This window comes from Pseudomonas sp. AN3A02 (assembly GCF_011765255.1).
GTDB lineage: Bacteria > Pseudomonadota > Gammaproteobacteria > Pseudomonadales > Pseudomonadaceae > Aquipseudomonas.
In genome coordinates, this window is the sequence record NZ_JAARNI010000001.1 from 1,876,663 (window position 1) to 1,894,324 (window position 17,662).

The 17,662-nt window shown below is 56.0% G+C and carries 16 protein-coding genes; 9 read left to right on the plus strand and 7 right to left on the minus strand.

Features of this window, described 5'->3' with window-relative positions; genetic code table 11:
* Nucleotides 1-87 precede the first annotated feature (87 nt).
* Together HBJ59_RS08650 and HBJ59_RS08655 are read left to right on the plus strand one after the other, a co-directional pair.
* Nucleotides 88-975, plus strand: coding sequence for a nitrilase family protein (locus HBJ59_RS08650; protein WP_076016910.1), 888 nt, complete (start codon nt 88-90; stop codon nt 973-975).
* 14 nt (nt 976-989) lie between these two features.
* Entirely contained in the window at nt 990-2,153 is a 1,164-nt protein-coding gene (locus HBJ59_RS08655; RefSeq protein ID WP_173860407.1) for a hypothetical protein, read from the plus strand.
* Between the two features lie 39 nt (nt 2,154-2,192).
* Here the strand turns inward: HBJ59_RS08655 and HBJ59_RS08660 are convergent, their stop codons facing one another.
* Complete coding sequence (locus HBJ59_RS08660) at nt 2,193-2,813, minus strand: hypothetical protein (RefSeq protein ID WP_076016908.1); 621 nt, start codon at nt 2,811-2,813, stop codon at nt 2,193-2,195.
* Nucleotides 2,814-3,108: 295 nt separating this feature from the next.
* Between HBJ59_RS08660 and HBJ59_RS08665 the strand changes: the two genes are divergently transcribed.
* Entirely contained in the window at nt 3,109-5,025 is a 1,917-nt protein-coding gene (locus tag HBJ59_RS08665; RefSeq protein WP_167663277.1) for a hypothetical protein, read from the plus strand.
* Nucleotides 5,026-5,103: 78 nt separating this feature from the next.
* Here the strand turns inward: HBJ59_RS08665 and HBJ59_RS08670 are convergent, their stop codons facing one another.
* The 3 genes from HBJ59_RS08670 to HBJ59_RS08680 all read right to left on the minus strand — a co-directional run bounded on the left by HBJ59_RS08670 (nt 5,104) and on the right by HBJ59_RS08680 (nt 10,636).
* Nucleotides 5,104-7,020 (minus strand): hypothetical protein, encoded by a 1,917-nt coding sequence (locus HBJ59_RS08670; protein ID WP_076016905.1) that lies wholly within the window; start codon nt 7,018-7,020, stop codon nt 5,104-5,106.
* A 109-nt stretch (nt 7,021-7,129) separates the two neighbouring features.
* The gene (locus tag HBJ59_RS08675; protein WP_167663278.1) at nt 7,130-9,094 is read right to left on the minus strand and encodes a hypothetical protein; all 1,965 of its coding nucleotides are present in this window, start codon (nt 9,092-9,094) and stop codon (nt 7,130-7,132) included.
* 573 nt (nt 9,095-9,667) lie between these two features.
* Nucleotides 9,668-10,636, minus strand: a complete 969-nt coding sequence (locus HBJ59_RS08680; RefSeq protein ID WP_167663279.1) for a hypothetical protein — start codon at nt 10,634-10,636, stop codon at nt 9,668-9,670.
* A gap of 175 nt (nt 10,637-10,811) precedes the next feature.
* Here HBJ59_RS08680 and HBJ59_RS08685 point away from each other — a divergent pair, with 175 nt between their 5' ends.
* From HBJ59_RS08685 to HBJ59_RS08695, 3 genes are all read left to right on the plus strand, one after another.
* Nucleotides 10,812-12,308, plus strand: coding sequence for a PAS domain S-box protein (locus tag HBJ59_RS08685; RefSeq protein WP_076016902.1), 1,497 nt, complete (start codon nt 10,812-10,814; stop codon nt 12,306-12,308).
* Between the two features lie 132 nt (nt 12,309-12,440).
* Nucleotides 12,441-12,692 (plus strand): CsbD family protein, encoded by a 252-nt coding sequence (locus tag HBJ59_RS08690; RefSeq protein WP_003211583.1) that lies wholly within the window; start codon nt 12,441-12,443, stop codon nt 12,690-12,692.
* 11 nt (nt 12,693-12,703) lie between these two features.
* On the plus strand, nt 12,704-12,973 hold the full coding sequence (locus tag HBJ59_RS08695) for a DUF1652 domain-containing protein (RefSeq protein ID WP_167663280.1): 270 nt from the start codon (nt 12,704-12,706) through the stop codon (nt 12,971-12,973).
* A 105-nt stretch (nt 12,974-13,078) separates the two neighbouring features.
* Here the strand turns inward: HBJ59_RS08695 and HBJ59_RS08700 are convergent, their stop codons facing one another.
* Both HBJ59_RS08700 and HBJ59_RS08705 read right to left on the minus strand, forming a co-directional pair.
* On the minus strand, nt 13,079-14,263 hold the full coding sequence (locus HBJ59_RS08700; protein ID WP_167663281.1) for an MFS transporter: 1,185 nt from the start codon (nt 14,261-14,263) through the stop codon (nt 13,079-13,081).
* Between the two features lie 155 nt (nt 14,264-14,418).
* Nucleotides 14,419-14,727, minus strand: a complete 309-nt coding sequence (locus HBJ59_RS08705; protein ID WP_003211589.1) for an RcnB family protein — start codon at nt 14,725-14,727, stop codon at nt 14,419-14,421.
* A gap of 160 nt (nt 14,728-14,887) precedes the next feature.
* On the opposite strand from HBJ59_RS08705, the gene HBJ59_RS08710 reads away from it, so the two are divergent.
* On the plus strand, nt 14,888-15,238 hold the full coding sequence (locus HBJ59_RS08710) for a LemA family protein (protein WP_076016900.1): 351 nt from the start codon (nt 14,888-14,890) through the stop codon (nt 15,236-15,238).
* A 12-nt stretch (nt 15,239-15,250) separates the two neighbouring features.
* Here HBJ59_RS08710 and HBJ59_RS08715 read toward each other — a convergent pair whose 3' ends face one another.
* Nucleotides 15,251-15,643 (minus strand): DUF4440 domain-containing protein, encoded by a 393-nt coding sequence (locus tag HBJ59_RS08715; protein WP_256576955.1) that lies wholly within the window; start codon nt 15,641-15,643, stop codon nt 15,251-15,253.
* A 57-nt stretch (nt 15,644-15,700) separates the two neighbouring features.
* Here HBJ59_RS08715 and HBJ59_RS08720 point away from each other — a divergent pair, with 57 nt between their 5' ends.
* Nucleotides 15,701-16,258: a helix-turn-helix domain-containing protein gene (locus tag HBJ59_RS08720; RefSeq protein WP_076016898.1), complete on the plus strand. Its 558-nt coding sequence runs from the start codon at nt 15,701-15,703 to the stop codon at nt 16,256-16,258.
* 23 nt (nt 16,259-16,281) lie between these two features.
* The gene (locus HBJ59_RS08725) at nt 16,282-17,628 is read left to right on the plus strand and encodes a glutamine synthetase family protein (protein WP_076016897.1); all 1,347 of its coding nucleotides are present in this window, start codon (nt 16,282-16,284) and stop codon (nt 17,626-17,628) included.
* Nucleotides 17,629-17,662 lie beyond the last annotated feature (34 nt).

A 17,662-nucleotide genomic window follows, 5' to 3' on the forward strand; every position in this document is an offset into this window, starting at 1 on the left:
AACCGTCCGACTTTCATTTAAACATCAGGTCACCTCTTATAAACATCCAGCTATTCCTGGCTGAATAAAAATAAGAGGTCACCCGCAATGAGCGATCCAACAAGCCCTGTCCGCATAGCTGTCATACAGTTCGATCCCCAGGTCGGAATGGAAAACCGGGAACGTAACCTGCGTCATAGCCTTGAGTTGGCAACGGAAGCAGCGGGCGGTGGTGCCAATCTGATCGTGCTGCCAGAGCTCTCGAACTGTGGCTATTTCTTCTCCAGCCGTCAGGATGCGTTTGATCACGCCGAGGCCATTCCGGGCGGACCGAGTGTGCAAGCCTGGATGGATTTTGCCTGTAAACATCAGGTGTATCTGGTGGCAGGCCTCAGCGAAATCTCCGGCATGCAGTTGTTCAACACCGCCGTACTGCTGGGGCCGGACGGTTTTATCGGCAAGTACCGCAAAGCCCATTTGTGGAACCTGGAAAAGCTCTGGTTCAGTCCTGGCGATGTAGGGTTCCCCGTATTTGAAACACCCATAGGCCGCATAGGCCTGTTGATCTGCTGGGACATCTGGTTCCCTGAGGTGCCGCGCATCCTCAGCCAGCAAGGCGCCGATATTATTTGCAGCCTCAACAACTGGGTATGGACCCCGCCTCCGTTGTTCGACGACGCGGGGAAGTGCATGGCGTCGTACCTCACGATGACCGCTGCTCACGTCAACAACGTGTTTATCGCCGCTGCCAGCCGTATCGGAGAGGAACGCGACGCACGTTACCTCGGGTGTTCGCTGATTGCCGGAACCAACGGTTGGCCCATCGGCGCAGTGGCTTCGGCGAATCGGCAGGAGATCCTGTTTGCCGATGTTGACCTCACCAGCGCTCGCAGCGCACCCATCTGGAACAGCCTCAACGACTTGCAGCGGGACCGGCGTACTGATCTTTACGACCAGATGCTCGGGTATACCCAGCACCGCGCCCTGCCACGCTGATCGGAGGGCCCATGATGGAAATCCTTTTAGAAAAACCGTCCCTACACTGCTCCCGAGCCGATAAGACAGTCATCGCCCTGGGCGCTGCCAGTGCATTGCTGATCCTATGGATAGCCCTGACTCACCCTTGGCCGGGCTATGTCGACATGGTGACCAGCCTTCCTCACCCCAGCGCCTGGCTTCGCTGGGTGCTGGGGGATATCAGCGAAGTCGCGTTCTACAAACATGAACTGGCCTCACTCGGCCTGCTTGGCGGCGCGTACCTGGCGTGGTGGGCCAGCCGTACAGGCAAGTCCTGGCAAGGCTTTGCCATCTCGTATGGCACCGGGCTATGGCCCTGGCTGGTGACCAGCTCATTACTCGGTTTACTGCTGAGTAATGCGCTATGGGGATGGACTGTGACTGCAAGCACTTGGCAGCCGACGTTTGCAGCATTTGTTTCGCTGCCGGCGGCCATGGTGCTGATGTTCGGCGGAGGCTGGAAAGTCACCCTCAACGGCGCAGTGCTAGGGGCCTTGCTGGTCACGCCGATGTGTTTGTTGATCGTCAATTACATCTGCGTACCGCTGGGCTTGCCGGTGGTCATCGGAAATGTGCTGGGGATGGCGGTTGGCAGTGTGATTGCATTTGTGTTGTGCCGTCGCGTGCCGATCCTGGTGCGCAGCCACTACATAGCCCCGATAAAGCCTGCGCCCTTGAAGCCACCGAGCTATGGCGTGGTGTGGAGCGCGCGAAGGGTATTGGCAGACTTTTCCGAAGCGCCGTTCTTTGGCAATGAGCTGGCCAGCCTTGGCTTATTGGCTGGCGTGTTACTGGCTTATGCGCTGAACCCGATGAGCCCGGCCTATGGATCTGGCCTGATAGTGCATCTGATCGGCGCGCAAGCGTTGACGTCTGCGCTGGGCGTGGTGATCTGGAGACATCAGTGGATCAAACGTGGTTGGTATCCCACGTATGTTCCGCTGGTGTCGGTGGTCCCGGCGGCCGTGTTGACCTATGGCGGCAGCTGGGTGGTGATGGGTTCAAGTGCATTGCTAGGCGCGCTGGTTGCGCCGCCACTGGCCTGCGCCATTGCAGGACGGCTACCCGCGCACTTTCATCCTTATATCGGCAACGTCATCTCGATGGCGTTGAGCACCTTGATGGTGGTGCCATTGGTGGGATGGTTAGCCGTTTAGCCACCCTCCCTTAAGCCGGGCAATGGAATGCCCGCGCACTCAAAGCCAATGCCAAAACCGACTCCAGAACCCCCGCCCCAAATCATTCTTGCAGCCCGCATATTGCGCCGCATACATCTGCGAACGCGCTTGCACCTTGCTGGCAACCGGCATCAGCCAGGCTTTGCTCGCATAGGTGCGCTGACGATAACCGCCCCAGCCTTCGTGGTAGTTCAGATATTGGCCGTAGGCATCGTATTTGTACACGCCGTTGATGGTGTAGGTCTTGTCCATGTACCAGCCGACAAAATCGATGGCGTCGTCAAAGTCCTCGCGACTGGCGCCGGTGCGGCCGGTGCTTTTCTGGTAGTCGCTCCACACTTCATCCTTGGCCTGGGCGTAGCCGGAGGCGGTGGACACGCGGCCCCAGGGGATGATCCATAACAGGTATTTGCGCGGGGTCTTGGCGTCCTGGCGGAAGCCGGACTCTTGATACATGATCGCGAACGGCACCTGGATCGGCACGCCCCAGCGCGCCTGGGTGACTTTGGCCGCGTCGTACCAGTCATCCTTTTCGCGAAAGATGCCGCAGATGTCGTTGGGGGTGCGGGGCGGCGAGGTTCCGCATCCAGCCAGTAAGGCGGTGAGTAATAACAGCCCTGTGGTTTTTACTGCGTTCAAAAGCCCACCGTCTCATCGTGAGGATAAAAGGCGGGCAGTTTACTCGTTCGGCGGGGTTGATGCAGAGGGGCAAGCGACACTATTCCGGTGGACACACCGCCATGAGTCGTCACCGGCACGTAGTCACCCTTGGGACTCGGTGCCTCGCGTAAATCAGGACGAACAACTCAAGCCAACAGCCTATGTTCATCGCCACCTGTAAGTTCTGACAGTAGCCAGAACTTTTCTTTAAGTATCTGATTGATTTTGCCGAGCCGCCCATAAGCCGGAGCCTATGAATCCCGAGGATCCCATCATGTCCACTCCCCCTGTAGAGATCGATCTTTTGCCAGCCGTAGAGATTCCTGGAATGCAGCCCCCCATTGCGGAGGATATTGACGCCCCTGAAAATCCCGCAGGCCCTGCCGATGGTGGTATTGGTCTGCGGCACGTCGAACATCCCTTGACCGTGCGTATGCAACGCCCCCCTTCCAGTCCTCTCGGCACAGAGTTTCATCTGTTCTGGGGTGACCACCCCATAGCAGTAGCCTCCAACATCATTCACGAGGGTGACGAGGAATTAAGTTGCATACCGTTTACTGTATTCCCACATTACATACGTGAGTTTTGGGCCGATCCGGTATATGCCCAGGTAAAGCGGCCCGGTGGAAATCCGAGTGAGACCAAACCGCTTCGCTTACGAGTCAACCTGCGCCGTCCCGGGGGACGAGATCCCGACGACGATGAGGAAGGCAATCAGAATCTGATATTCGAACTGCCTGAGGATGTGGTGCTGAATGGCGTAAACGATGAGCGCGCCAGATTAGGTGTAGAAATCGTCTGCAGGCATTGGGTAAATATGGCGGCATACGACCTCATCCTCGTCGCCTGGGGATCTCAAACTGTGTCACGCCGAGTTACCGTGGATGAAGTCGACGAAGATATCTCTGTACTCATTGACTACTCGTTGATCGCTCTCGCAGGAAACGGTGACTTCATACCTGTGGCTTTCCAGGTCATTGGCCCGACCGGTAACTACCCGGACGAATGGGCACGTTGGTCGGCGCGAACCAGAGTGGACGTACACCTGAATGTACAACGCCCCAATGCACCTCGTGTAGTATTTCCCGTCATTAAGCATGACGTTATCAGTCTGGCAGAGTTGGGTAGCTGGAATGTGAGGCTCCAGATCGATATCGATGAATCAGATGCTCAGCATTACTTGCTCGCATCCCTCATCTGGGCCGGCAAAGATAGGGATGGGAACTCAGTGCCGGCCACACCGAGCCAGCCTATATCAGAGGCTGGTACCTATGATTTCGAAATCGACAATGCGCTGGTCGTCGCCATTGCCAAAGGAACCGTAGTCGTTCATTACTTACTACAGGCTGGTGACTTACCAGATAAGCGCTCCTACAACTTGCACCTAAGGGTAGTTGGTGAGGTTAGCGAATGGCCGGCGCCAACTATCGATCAGCAGATGGGTAATGAACTGGACCCCAATCTCCCAATAATCACCATTCGTCTTCCCAGGCAAGCAAGCTGGCATCCTTCTGACACGCTGACGATCGCGATGTTGTCAGGCAGCGAAGACGACACTGTCGAATACACTGACAGTCGTCCTGTAGGGGATTCACCACCGCGCAGCGACCTGACATTTGATGTTCCAGGAAATCAGCTGCGGCGATTTCAACAACGTCTTACCGAGGTGTTTTACAGCGTCACGCGAGGCACGGGCTCACCCATGAACTCACTACGCCGCGTAGTACAGGTAGGGAAACTGACGCCAGCACTCAGGGACTTCACGAGCTTCGACAATCGCAACTGGAACAGTTGGGCCAATAAAGTTTCAGTACGGGGGGAACTCGCCATTGATGGAGCGCAAAATGTGTGTTGGCGGGCTTCCAAGACAGCAGCCGAATTGATCGAGCCCGGAATAGAAAAAGCATACGCTGGCTTAAAGAACAGTACCCAGTATGAAATTAGTTTCTATTGCAAGACGACGGGCAGCACCACGCCGTCAAGTATCACGACTGCCTTTGCCGGTGAGACAAGCGTTAAAACGGTCATGCCTAACAGAAACTGGGAAAAATTCAGCCATACTTTTACGACTCCTGCAGTAACTCCTGCGCAAACGCAGAACGCAGTCATCTATTTTTCCGTTAACACCGCCGCTACGTTTTTCCTTGATGAGATCCAGGTTCTGGAACGAAGCGCAAAACGTCATCGGTAAGGTGCTTCATAATTCTTCCCAGCTTCGATCTCTTGGGGAGGGCTATTGCAGCCGTCCCCAAGCTTTTTCGAAAGAAGGCTAGGGAGTAACTAATGTTGCTTTCTGTGGGTCGAGATACTGATTTCTTACATTTCCGCCCCAAAGTACATAGGTGCCATCCACTCGTCGCGCTGCAAACGATGGATCCGGACGCGGGGGAATAGGCGGCGGCGGCGGCGGTACTTGGACATAGGGAAAGCGTTTGATGGAGTACAACTCTGTTACTCCGCTGCGCAGATAAGGCGCAAGCTCGGGGGGAATCTCGCCAGCATCCTCCATTGCCAGAGTTGCCCCCCATACCAACACTGCTCCATCTGTTCCTCCGGCTGTGGTGATGACACCATAAGCACCATTGGTGCAATAAACATCGCGAATCAAGCTTGCCATTAAGACTTGCCGCAGTGCGGGGCTCATTGCCCCTCCATGAGTGTTCAAGCCTGTCACTACAATGGAATTGGTCCGACCATCATCATGGCGACTCAACAGGAAAAAACTGACATCATTGGAATACAAACTTATATTTCCATCAACAGTAGTGACAGTTGAAGAAACGTTGCCATGTCGTCTTGTGGCGCTAGCCTTATCCGAATTACGATTGGGGAAACCAGGTACCGGATGAGTGTCTTTGAACGCAGCTTTGAATTCCCTTTTTATTTGAGAGGTGAGCGGCGCCCCTCCATATCGGGTATCCCCCCAAGCCTCCGCCTGACCATTGCTGTTAACCATCAAAAAGGCCCATCGAGTTGATTTGCAGATAACGATATTTCCCCGCAAAGCCAGTGCAGCAGCAGACGCAGACATATCACCACCTTCGGCAGCTCGTCCCCAACTCACTGCCCTGCGACGGTTCTTGGTTATCGCGCAAAAAGAAGTAGTGGCAGCAATGACCGACTGCACTCCGCCGTCATCCAGAATCCTCTCCAGACGGTCCGCAGCAATCGTACCTCCCCCCGCTGCCAGCCCCCATACCGCAATGTCGCCCTCATCACTGATCGCACAGAATGAAACAGCTGTTGCGACGATTCGCGTGATAAACATCCTATTGAGTTGTGAGCGCACATTTGCTGGAATAGAGCCTCCGTTATTAGCCTGCCCCCAAGCATATACGCGACCTCCCCGGGTTCGTACGGCGAAGGCATCATCGGCGGCGTAAATAGCTTCAGGAGGGTCAAACCACAGTGCCTGCTGAATTTCCAGAGGCACTGTCGAAGCGGGGTTGTTCAGCGGACCTATCGCTCCAATGCTATTCGCACCCGGCACAGGATTGTCATAAATGAAAGCAAAGGCACTGCGTGTGCTGTAAACGGACTTGATTCCCTGAAGCGGAGGTAGAACCGCCGGGATCGTCGCTCCCCAACATAATAACTGATTAGTAGAACCCACTATCACCAATGCAGCAAAGCTGAACTCTGAGGAAAACAACTTGATCGCTTTATTATTTCTTAGAAAGTTTATTATTTCTGGAGGCACCGGCAATCCCCAACCATTCTGACCTTCCAAAAACACATCACCACTGACAGGCTCAAGTAACGCAAATACGCCCCCAGTAGATACAAATATCCTATCTTCAGGTTCTGGCACATGAAACGAAAAGTTACCTCTCTGCTTCAAGTAACACCATTCGTTCTCCTCATCACTTATGCCTTGAAAACCAGAACGTATTTCATAATAATCCGAAAAGGCTTCCACACCTTCAACCCCACCCGAAGCTACAGGCACTACTGAAAACTGCAGAAACCCACCAACATCAGACGCTTTCAACTTAATATCGAGCTGCCCCTCTTCAATTAAGCGAACACCATTTATGTGCCAATAAAAACGAGAGACACCCTCATGATTACCACCGTTACTTTCATAGGTATAGGTACCGTGCACCGTAGCTCTCACTAATGCATCTCCAATAACTTCCAGATTGGAGGCAATGGGGCCCGCCGCGGTTTTTTTGTTAATTATCATTTTGACCTCCCGCCAATTTTAGACAAGACAGGCTGAGCAGAAGCCTTAATGCAAAAAAAACACCAAGGCCGCACGAAAAATGCCAAACACCGCCACTCACTTTATATTATCATTTTGGCAGGATTAATTCGTTGGCCACAAGATTCTTCGCGCCCCAGACAACATAACTTCCATCCACGCGCCTAGCGACGAGAGCGGAGGACAATCGTACAGTAGTGGGTGCTCGTGGCGGCATTTGCTTAATGGAATAAAGCTCTTGAACTCCAGACTCTACATAGGCCTGCAAGTTATCTGGAATCTGCCCTGCTTCGTTCTGATTATTGTTCCCGCCAAAAACAGTTACGACCCCTGTAACACTGCCTTGAGCACTAATGATTCCATACGCACCATTTGAACAATGTATCTTTTCTATTTGACTTGCCATTAGCACTTGTCTGGTCGCTTGAGGAATCGAACCACCGTAACCTGCATTCCCCCACGCAATCAAACTATTAGTCGTACCATCCATATTCTGACCACATAAAAAGAAACTCGTATCATTCGAGGAAAGTGTAATTACTCCAGAAGCAGTGGTTAATCGATACAAACTATTCCCATCATTCCCTGCCGAGTCACACACGCACGCCTGAGAGACGGCCGTTAAGCTTTTTTGGTACCAACCATCCACGTTCAGCGCCTTAAACATTGCCGCGATGCGTGGTTTTTCACCACTTTCGTTAAGCAACTGTTCGGCATCTCTCGGTCCTTCAGCCGCAACACCTAGTGGTGGCGTGGCCCCCCCCATATCGGATCTGCCCCAGGCTTCGGCATCTCCAAAACTGTTAATCATACAAAACGCCCAAGCGGCCCCCTTGCACATCACGATGCCTCCACGCGCGGCAAGTGCCTTTGCCGCCTCAGTCATCAACCCACCGTCCGCTCCACCCCATGCCAATGCTTTACTACGCCGTTTAGTGATCGCACAAAAAGCATTACGACTGGCCACAACTTGGACAACTCCGTCCTGATCAAGAATCTCTTCAATATCTGAAGGATTAAGAACCCCCCCGGTAAGGGTATTGCCCCACGTCACAACACTTTTGATTTTAGGGTCAGAAAATCGCTCAGGGCCAATTGCACAAAATGCGCCGGCAGTACTAATGACTCGCTCAACCTGAATTCGATCCAACTGAGTTCTAACTGTCGCCGATATAAATCCCCCATCATCCCTATTCCCCCATGCGTAGAGACGTCCAGCTTCCGTTAAAACTGTAAAAGACAGCGACGTCGCATAAATGGCTTTGGGCTTATCGAACAATAATGCTCGCTGAATATCATCTGGAACTACGCCGCCATTCGCGGGATCACCAAACGCACCAATAGTATTTTTTCCTGGAGGCGGATTATCATAAATGAAAGCAAAAGCGGAAGAGTTGCCATATACAAACTTTACGTTATTCAACTCCAACCCAGGTGGAATGCTACCGATATTGGCGCCCCATAGTAACAACCGCGTAGTGCTTCCCAACACCGGAACAAGAGCGGCAAAATCCTTCTCGGTCGAATAAATACGGGTAGCCGGATTATTTCTCAGGTACTGTAAAATTTCTGGGGCTGGCGCGCCAGCGTAGGAAGCGCTTCCCTTAACCATAATACTCTGACTGCCCCCATCCATAACCGAGAACGCGCCAGAACTTGAAATAAATATTCGATCACTTGGCTCATTACTATAAATTGAAAAATTCCCACGCTGCTTGATAAAGCTGTTGTTATTTTCCTCATCGGAGATATTTTGATAACCCGTCGCCACTCTATATATATTCGAAACTTCCTCTATCCCAGCCTCTCCTGAATCGGACTTTGGAATCACCGAAAACCGCAGTGTTCTACCCGCCAAATTTGAGCCAATTGGGAAGTCCAATCTTGAGGTTGGTGCGTACGGAACCTCATCAATATACCACCGATAACTGGAGTCTCCTTCAGCAGCTCCCGCACCGTCAAAGAAATAACTGCCGCGTACTGAACCGCCGGGTATCAGCTCACCAATAATAGTTACATTAGTTGCTTTAGGAGCGGCCAATAAAGAATTACTCATCACGTTATCTCCTACCGTTCATCAACTGAAAACAAAAAATCTATTTTCTGAATTGAATTTTTATAAGACATATGTAGTTAAAGGCAATGACTGCCCTCCGTCTACTGTCAGATCTAACAGGTAGGTACACCGTTCGTCTTACGCTAGAAACGTGAAATGAGTGGCTCGTCAGGACAACAATGCGACGCTTTCCAAAACTGCCCTTTCTTTATTCAGACGCTCAAGGCATCAGCCGCGGCGCTCGGTGGAAGAGCGTTGCAGGCTCGGCTGGCTGAGGGGAATCGCCAGGCATTAGAGCAGCTGCAAGTGATCGGCCTGGGCCGCTTGGCGGCGGCGATCGATGTACAGGTCGGGTTAGCTAAAGACTTTTTTGCCAGGAGCAGATGGTGCAGCGGCGCGGAGGCTTCCCTGATGCCGGGGGTCGGTACACGGAGCGGCCGGTTAGCGTCACCGGACAAGTCACGCAAGGCGTAGTGTATGTAGTCGGGGTCGACGTAGGAAGCCACATGGCCTGGGAAAGCATTGTGGCGAGGGAGCTTGCTCCCTCGCCACAGACAGCACCTCACATCATGATCAGGCCAATGGCACCCGACGTGTAGTGATCGCCAGGCGACCTACACCGAAGCTCAACGCCGCACCCAGCAGCAACATCAACAAGGTGCTCCACGCCGCACGGGACAGTTGCTTGGCCGCCACTTCACCGGCTTCGCGGGCTTTCTGTTCAGCCTGTTGCTTCAGCTCGTCAACCTTCTGCACGGCCTGCTGGTAGGCCTGGGCGTAGTTGTCAACGATCTGGGTGGCTTCAGCCTGGCTCTTGCCGGTACGCGCAGCGACGATGTTAACCAGCGCCTGCTTGTCTGCTGCATTCAAGGCGGGCTCACCGGACGCCTTGACGCGCTCGAACCACTGCTTCAGTTCATCGCCCGCCTGGGCTGGGTTGGTCGCCGCATCGTTGGCCGATTGCTTGCCATCCGCAGCGGCTTGATCGGCTTTTTGCTCGACGTTGGCAGGGTCCAGTTCAGGCTTGCCGCTCTGCTTGAGCAACGTGTCGAGCTGGCCTTGCAGGCTGTTCCAGTCCAGCTTGATGCCCTGCTCATTCAGTTGCTGTTTGACGCTGTCGCTGATGCCCGGCGCCACGGCGGCGATACCACTACCGGCCGCCGACAATCCTTTACCGACGACGTTACCCGCGGCACCGACAACGCTGGTGGCCAGCGCAGCGAGCAGCCAGGTGGTGAACAAGGTGGTGATGGTCCAGCTCAACACGCCATGCAGGCCGCCGCGATCCGGTGCGGTACGCCCGGCCACGAATGCGCCGGCACCGATGGCCAGCAACGTCGAGACGAACAGCCAGATCCCGGCACCGGTACCAAAACCGCTCAGCGGGTTACCGGCCGCCATCGGGTTTACAGCACTGGCGCCAATTGCGGTGCCGAGTACGCTCAACACCAAATAGGTCACCAGGGCAATTGCACTACCGGCCAATACCGAGCCCCAGGAGACTCGAAACAGCGAACGGTTGGTTTCATAGACATTGGTCATGTTAAATCCTTTGAACAGTGGGTAGGTGGCCAGTTTGGCGAGGCACCTACCCTTCGGTCTCGGCACAATTGCACTAGGCGCACTGGTGCATTCGCACCCCGCGCCGTGCACTTTCTCTGCACTATCCTGAGCCTCAGGTGTCGTACTTCCTATGCGACTTACCCCAGGAGAAAGCATGAGCCAGGCCGTCCTCGCCAAAGAAACCAACCGCCGCCAACTGCAGCAGATCATCTCCGGCTTGTCCGATGGGGTGATCCTCGCCGAGGCCGACCAGACCATCCTCTGGGCCAATGAAGCCGCGCTGCTGATGCATGGCGTGGATAACGTCGAAGACCTGGGTGCCAACACCAAGGAATACGCCGCGCGCTTTGCCTTGCGGTATCGCAACAATCACCCCCTGGCTCTTGAGAATTACCCGTTAAGCCGGGTGGCGGACGGTGAAGAGTTCAGCGATGTGGTGGTGGAAGTCACGTCTGCCGGCGACGAGGAAAAGACCTGGGTGCACCGCCTGCGCAGCCTGGTGCTCGACGACGCGTCCGGTGAGCCGGAGTTGCTGGTACTGATCCTGAGCGACGCCACCGAATGGGCCAGCGCCGAACAGCGCTTCGAAAAAACCTTCAACGCCAACCCGGCGCCGGCGGTGATTTGCCGCTTGAGCGACCTGCGCTATATCAAGGTCAACCAAGGCTTCCTGGAGATGACCGGCTACAACCGCGACCAGGTGATCGGCCGCTCAGTGTACGAACTGGACGTGTTGGAGCAGGCCGAAAACAAAGACCTCGCCGTGAAACGCCTGGGGGAAGGTGCGACCATTCCGCAGATGCAAGCCGAGCTGAAACTGCCCGAAGGCGGCAGCAAGCTGGTGATCGTGGCCGGCCAGCCGCTGGACATGAATGAGGAAGACTGCATGCTGTTTTCCTTCACCGACCTGGAGCCGCGCCGCAAAGCCGAAACCGCCCTGCGCCAGAGCGAGGAACGCTTCGCCAAGTCCTTCCGCCTGACGCCGGTGCCAACCCTGGTGTGCAACGCCGCCAACCGCCAAGTGGTGGATATCAACGAAGCCTTCATGACCATCACCGGCTATACCAGTGAAGAACTGATCGGCAAATCCATCGAAGACATCGACTTTATCGACAGTCCCCAGGCGAGCACGCAACTGTTCACCACCCTGGAAAAAGCCGGCAACCTCGACGGCCTCGACCTGAAGATCCGCAAGAAAGGCAATGAGCTGATCGACTGCGTGCTGTCTGCCGACACCGTGAGCATCCAGGACGTGCCCTGCTACCTGCTGGTGCTGATGAACATCACCGAACGCAAGCGCTCCGAGCTGGAACTGGTAGCCGCGATCGAGGAAGTAATGCAGGACGCCTCATGGTTCAGCCAGACGCTGATTGAAAAACTGGCCAATGCCAAGAGCGTCAACAGCCCCAATGTACCGAACATTTCCTTCACCGACCTGACCGCCCGTGAGCGCGATGTACTGGGCCTGATTTGCGAAGGCCTGGCCGACAAGGAGATTGCCTCGCGCCTGAAACTGGCGCCCAACACCGTGCGTAACCATGTGGCCACGGTGTACTCCAAGCTGGGGGTGCATAGCCGTAGTGCAGCCATCGTCTGGGCCCGTGAGCGCGGGCTGTTTGCCGGTGAATTGCGGGTTAAAAAACCGAAATAGAGTGCAAATGCACTAGTGCGACCGGTGCAAATTCGCCTTATTGCACGAGGGTGCACTGCTTAACCTTGAAGGGTGGGCACAGGGCTTTGGGTCCTGTGCTGTTGAGATGTCATGCCCTTTAAGGAATCCGTCATGAAAAGCGAACAAGTCAAAGGCGCCGTCGAAAAAGTGGCCGGCAAGGCTCAAGGTTTTCTGGGTGATCTGACCGGTGACGAACGTCTCCAGGCCGAAGGTGTGGCCCGCCAGGCCGCAGGCCAATTGCAGCAAACCTACGGTGACGCGCTGGACACCGTTGGCGACTTTGCCAAGCAAAAACCCTTGGCTACCGTAGCGATTGTCGCCGGTGTCGGCCTGCTGCTGGGCCTGTTGCTGCGTCGTCGCTGAGGAGCGCCCTAATGTTTACGCTCTCCCAACTGCGCAACTGCATTGAAGAGGCCCTGTCGCCCCTGACCTGCGAGTTCACCCTGTGCCGTGACGCCTCGTTGACCCTCAAAGTCTTCGATGCCGAAAGCGGCCGGGTGGACCTGGTGGTCACCGGGATCAGCGTCAACAAGCTGCAGACCCCGCAGGAAGTGGAAAAGATGGTCGACGAGTTGCGTTACGAATTGCAGAGCAACACCGTCGGCAAAGTCAGGCTGGATGACCTGCCGCTACGCCCGCTGTAACTGTAGGAGCGAGCTTGCTCGCGAAAAACGCCCAGGCACCGCGCTCATTCAGGCGTGGCTCATTATCGTTGACGACCTTCGCGAGCAAGCTCGCTCCTACAGTATTTAGCGGGCCTTCAACGACGCCCCGATAAAATAGAACACCCCTCCGCCGACGATAAACGCTGCCAACATGTAGAACATGTAGTGGGCCGGCAGGCTGGCCAGTACCAGCCCGCACAGCACCGGCCCCAGGGCAGCGCCGAGGTTGGAGAGGTTTTGCGCGCCGTAATACATGCCTCGCAGATGGTCCGGGGCGATGCGGTCGATAAACATGTACTCGGCCGGGAACACCACGATTTCACCCACGGTGAAAATCGCCATCGCAAGGATCCACCACCACACGTTGCTCGCCAGGGCAAAACCAATCACCCCCAGCATGAACATGCCCAGGCCGAAGATCAGCCACTGGCTCAGGTAACGGTGGGAAATCCGCCGGCCAATCGCGTATTGCAGGGTGATCACCAACACGGCGTTGGTGGTGAGTACCGCGCTGATAATCGTGTAGGTGTATTCAGCCGTGGTGGTAGTCACCAGGTATTGCGAGAGGTACGCGGTGAACTGGCCAAACACCACGGCACTGAGCAGGCCGCCGATGGTGAAGCACACCAGCCGATGATCCCGCAGCAGTACGCGGCCCACGGCGAGGAATGACACCGGCTTTTGCGTGGTGTCGACGGTGGCCAAGGTGCGGTCGCCCCAACGCCAATACAGCAGGAAAAATCCAAGGCCCAGAACGGCCGACAAGATAAATGGCAAGCTGATATCGAGCTTGGCTATCATCGCGCCAAAAAACGGCCCTACGGCATAACCGATATTGGTCAGGGTGTACTTGATGGAAAACGCTTCGCTGCGTTCATCTTCCGGCAACAGGCTGGCAAACCCGGACTTGATCGCAATGTCGATCACCGCGTACGCCAGGTTGATCAGGATCAGGCAGCTATAGAACGACCAGATTTCCCGGGCCAGCACCGTGCCGATAAACCCCAGGGCAAACACTACGCTCAGGCTGAGCAACAGCCGATAACTGTTGATGCGGTCTACCAGGAAACCGCCGTAGACACTGAGCAGCGAACCGACGATCAGCGAGCTGCCGATCACCAGGCCGACCTGGCTGATATCGAGGGCGAAGTGGTTGGTGAGGTAGATTACGAGGTACGGAAACGTGATGGCTTTGGCCAGCGTGAGGATCAGCGTGGCCGACAGCAGCAGATTCACGGTACGTGGGTAGTTTCTTATTGTGGCAAGCATCCTGCTCTCATTCTGGTCGTGGTAACGGGGCCATTGCAGCCCGCAAGCGGATGTACCTTAACGCAAGATGAGACGAAATAAATGCTGATTTATGCATTTATGCAAAAAATAAATGCAGCGGGATAAGGACTTGGTCGCTCATCCCGCTGAACGCCTTATTTTTTAACCGGCGTGATGTCGAGAATCGTGCCGTTGGTGGTTTTGAGCAACACGTACTTGTCGTTTACCCGAGCCCACTGGCTGTCTTCTTCCGGTTGCTTCAAGCCACGTTTCTTCCAATCGGCAATGGCCGATTCCTTACGCATCAGAATGTCTGGAGCGCGGTCGCCCGTCTTGAGGTCGCGGGTATTGATGTTTGAAGGCTGCACGGTTTTTTGCGGGGTATCCGCGGCCTGGACGGTGAGACTCGCGGCGGACAGGCTCGCGGCAACCAGCAGGCAGGCAACAAGGGATTTGGACTTCATGGGCACTTCCTTCAATGAATGACGCGTAAAGATTCCGACCGCAGCCGTGAAGAATCATTCAGCGAAGTGATTGAAGCGGCGGATGGATGGACGGCCAACGACCGAGGCGACGATTAATCAGATAAGATTGGTTCTTTTTTCCAGCTGCTCAGGAAGTCCAATGACTGGTACCCACGTCATCATCATTTTCGTGACTATTGTCACCTTGCTCGCGCTTTACGTGTTCGGCACCTACCGGGAACTGGTGGCGCTGCTTGATCGTTGCAAAAAAGCCTTCGGCCAATTCAAAGAGGCTGAGCAACAATTGGCCACCGCGCAAAACGCCTCGTCACCCGCCGCGGAGATTACCAGCCTGGAAAGCCGCGTCGCGTTCTCACGGCAGCTGTTCCACGATTCGGTTAACAACTACAACGCCTACAAACACAAGTCGCCGACGTCGGTGGTGGCCGAGCTGCTGGGGCATCGTGATGATGTCAGCCTGTCCGGGTTTGAGGTCAAGCACACGGCCTGAACCTGCCGACACTTACACAGGTGCACGCTGACGCGTCGGCGTGCCCTGATGAAACACCATCTGCCACTGCCCGCCGCTCACGCGCCATACCGAACTGCGCAACGACTCCCCCGCCGCATTGGCCTCAGTCGCCGCCCGCTGACAGCGATACGTCACCAACGCCACGCCTTCGGCCAGCATCTTCAGAGCAAAGTCACTGATACTACGGGCTGAAAACATCTCATCCTGCAGCCCCTCGATCACCTCGGCCTTGCTGGCCCACACATTGCCACTGGCGCCAAATTCGACGAAATCATCCGCCAGCAGCACCGACAAGCGCGCCGCATCTGCACGGGTGGTGCATTGATGCAGCTCCTGTTCCAGGCTGCGTAAATGCTCCGCCAACTCCATACCCATTGCCTCCATGAAATTAATCCTGTAATTTTTCATGAAATTTCTTAATAAGAATTTCACGAAACGCCTATGGACAAGCAAGAAGAACTCGACGCCCTGGCGATCCTGATCCACGACCTGCGCAAGCACAAGAAGCTCACCCTGGCGCAACTCGCGCAAAAGATCGAGCGTTCCGTGGGCTTCCTGTCCCAGGTTGAACGTGGCCTGTCGCGCCCTACCGTGGCCGATCTGACCGCTATCAGCCATGCCCTCGGTGTGCCCACCACCTACTTCTACAGTTTGTCCAAACCGAAGGCCGTGAACTGGGTCACGCGCCCCAATGAACGGCGCACGGTGTATTACGCCAACGGCATCACCGACATCCTGGTGTCGCCGAGCATGCACGGCGCGTTCTCGATGCTCGACAGCCTATTGGCCCCCGGCGCCAACAGTGGCGAACAGACCATGAGCGACCGTGCCGAACAGGCCGGTTATGTACTGGAAGGCGAGTTGACACTGTGGGTTGAGGGCGAGGCCGACTCGGTTACCTTGCGCCCGGGTGACAGCTTCCACCTGGCCAGTTTCGCCCACTGCCGCTACGGCAACCTGACTGACCTGCCAGCCCGCGTGCTGTGGGTCTACAACTGAAGGCACACCAAGGAGCGTCATCCGTGAAAAGCCATTCCTCCACGCTGCTGGCCGAAGTCCGGACCTTTCGCCAGAACCATCCCGATGTGCGTTATGTCGACCTGATTGCCCTGGACATTCCCGGGCATTTCTACGGCAAGCGCTACCCGGTGGACATGCTGGAAAAGGTCGCCGCCGGCAGCCCACTGAAACTGCCGCAGAACGCAGTGCTGCTGGGTGCCCAGGGCGGTTTGTTCAAGATCGGTGACTATTGCTTTCACGACGGTGACCCCGACGCCAACCGCCGCCTGGTGCCCGGCACCCTCAAGCCGGTGAGCTGGGAAGCCCAGCCGCTGGGGCAGATGCTGATCACCTCCGACGGCACCGAAGCGCCCATCGAATTCGAACCCCGAGAAGTGCTGGCCAAAGTGCTGGAGCGCCTGTACCACAAAGGCATTCACCCGGTGGTGGCGTTTGAGCTGGAGTTCTACCTGTTCGATAAAAAGCTCAGCGACGGCCTGCCGCAATTCGCCCGCGACCCGCTGAGCGATGACGCCGACGACCAGCCCAACCTGCACATCGAGCGCCTGTCGCGTTTCGCCCCGGTGCTGGACGACATGGTCGAGACCGCCAAGGCCCAGGGCATCGACATCACGGTGATCACCGCCGAACTCGGCCCCGGCCAGTTCGAAATCAATTTCGGCCACCTGGAAGACGGCCTGCGCGCCGCTGACTGGGCCGCCCTGTTCTGCCGCAGCACCCGTGGCGTGGCCCTCAAGCACGGCTATCGCGCCAGCTTCATGGCCAAGCCCTACCTGCAACATCCCGGCAGCGGCATGCATGTGCATGTCAGCCTGTACGACGCGGCGGGCAATAACCTGCTGGCGGCCCATCAGCAGCAACCGCTGCGCCACGCCGTGGCCGGCTGCCTGGAACTGCTGCCCCATTGCATGCCGATCTTCTCGCCCAACCACAACGCCTTCCGCCGGCTCGGCGGCACGGTCAACGCGGCAACCCGCGCGTGCTGGGGTTACGAGGATCGCGACGCATGTGTGCGAATCCCTGAATCCGACCCGCGCAACCTGCGCATCGAACATCGCCTGGCGAGTGCCGATGCCAATCCGTACCTGGTACTGGCGGCGATTCTGGTGGGGCTTGAACACGGTCTTGAGGCGGCCAAAGAACCCATCGCACCGCTGAACGAAGACCGCAACAGCGGCACGAATTTCCCCCTGGAGATGCTTGAGGCCGTGCGCGCCATGCAGCATCAGCCGGCGTTGCGCGAAGGCCTGGGCGCCGAGTTTGTCGACGTGTATTGCGAAAACAAACGCCAGGACCACCTGGCATTCCAGCAGGAAATTCATGCGCGGGAATATCGCTGGTATCTCTAGACTCTGATGGTTAGCCTCTTGGGCATCTCTGGCT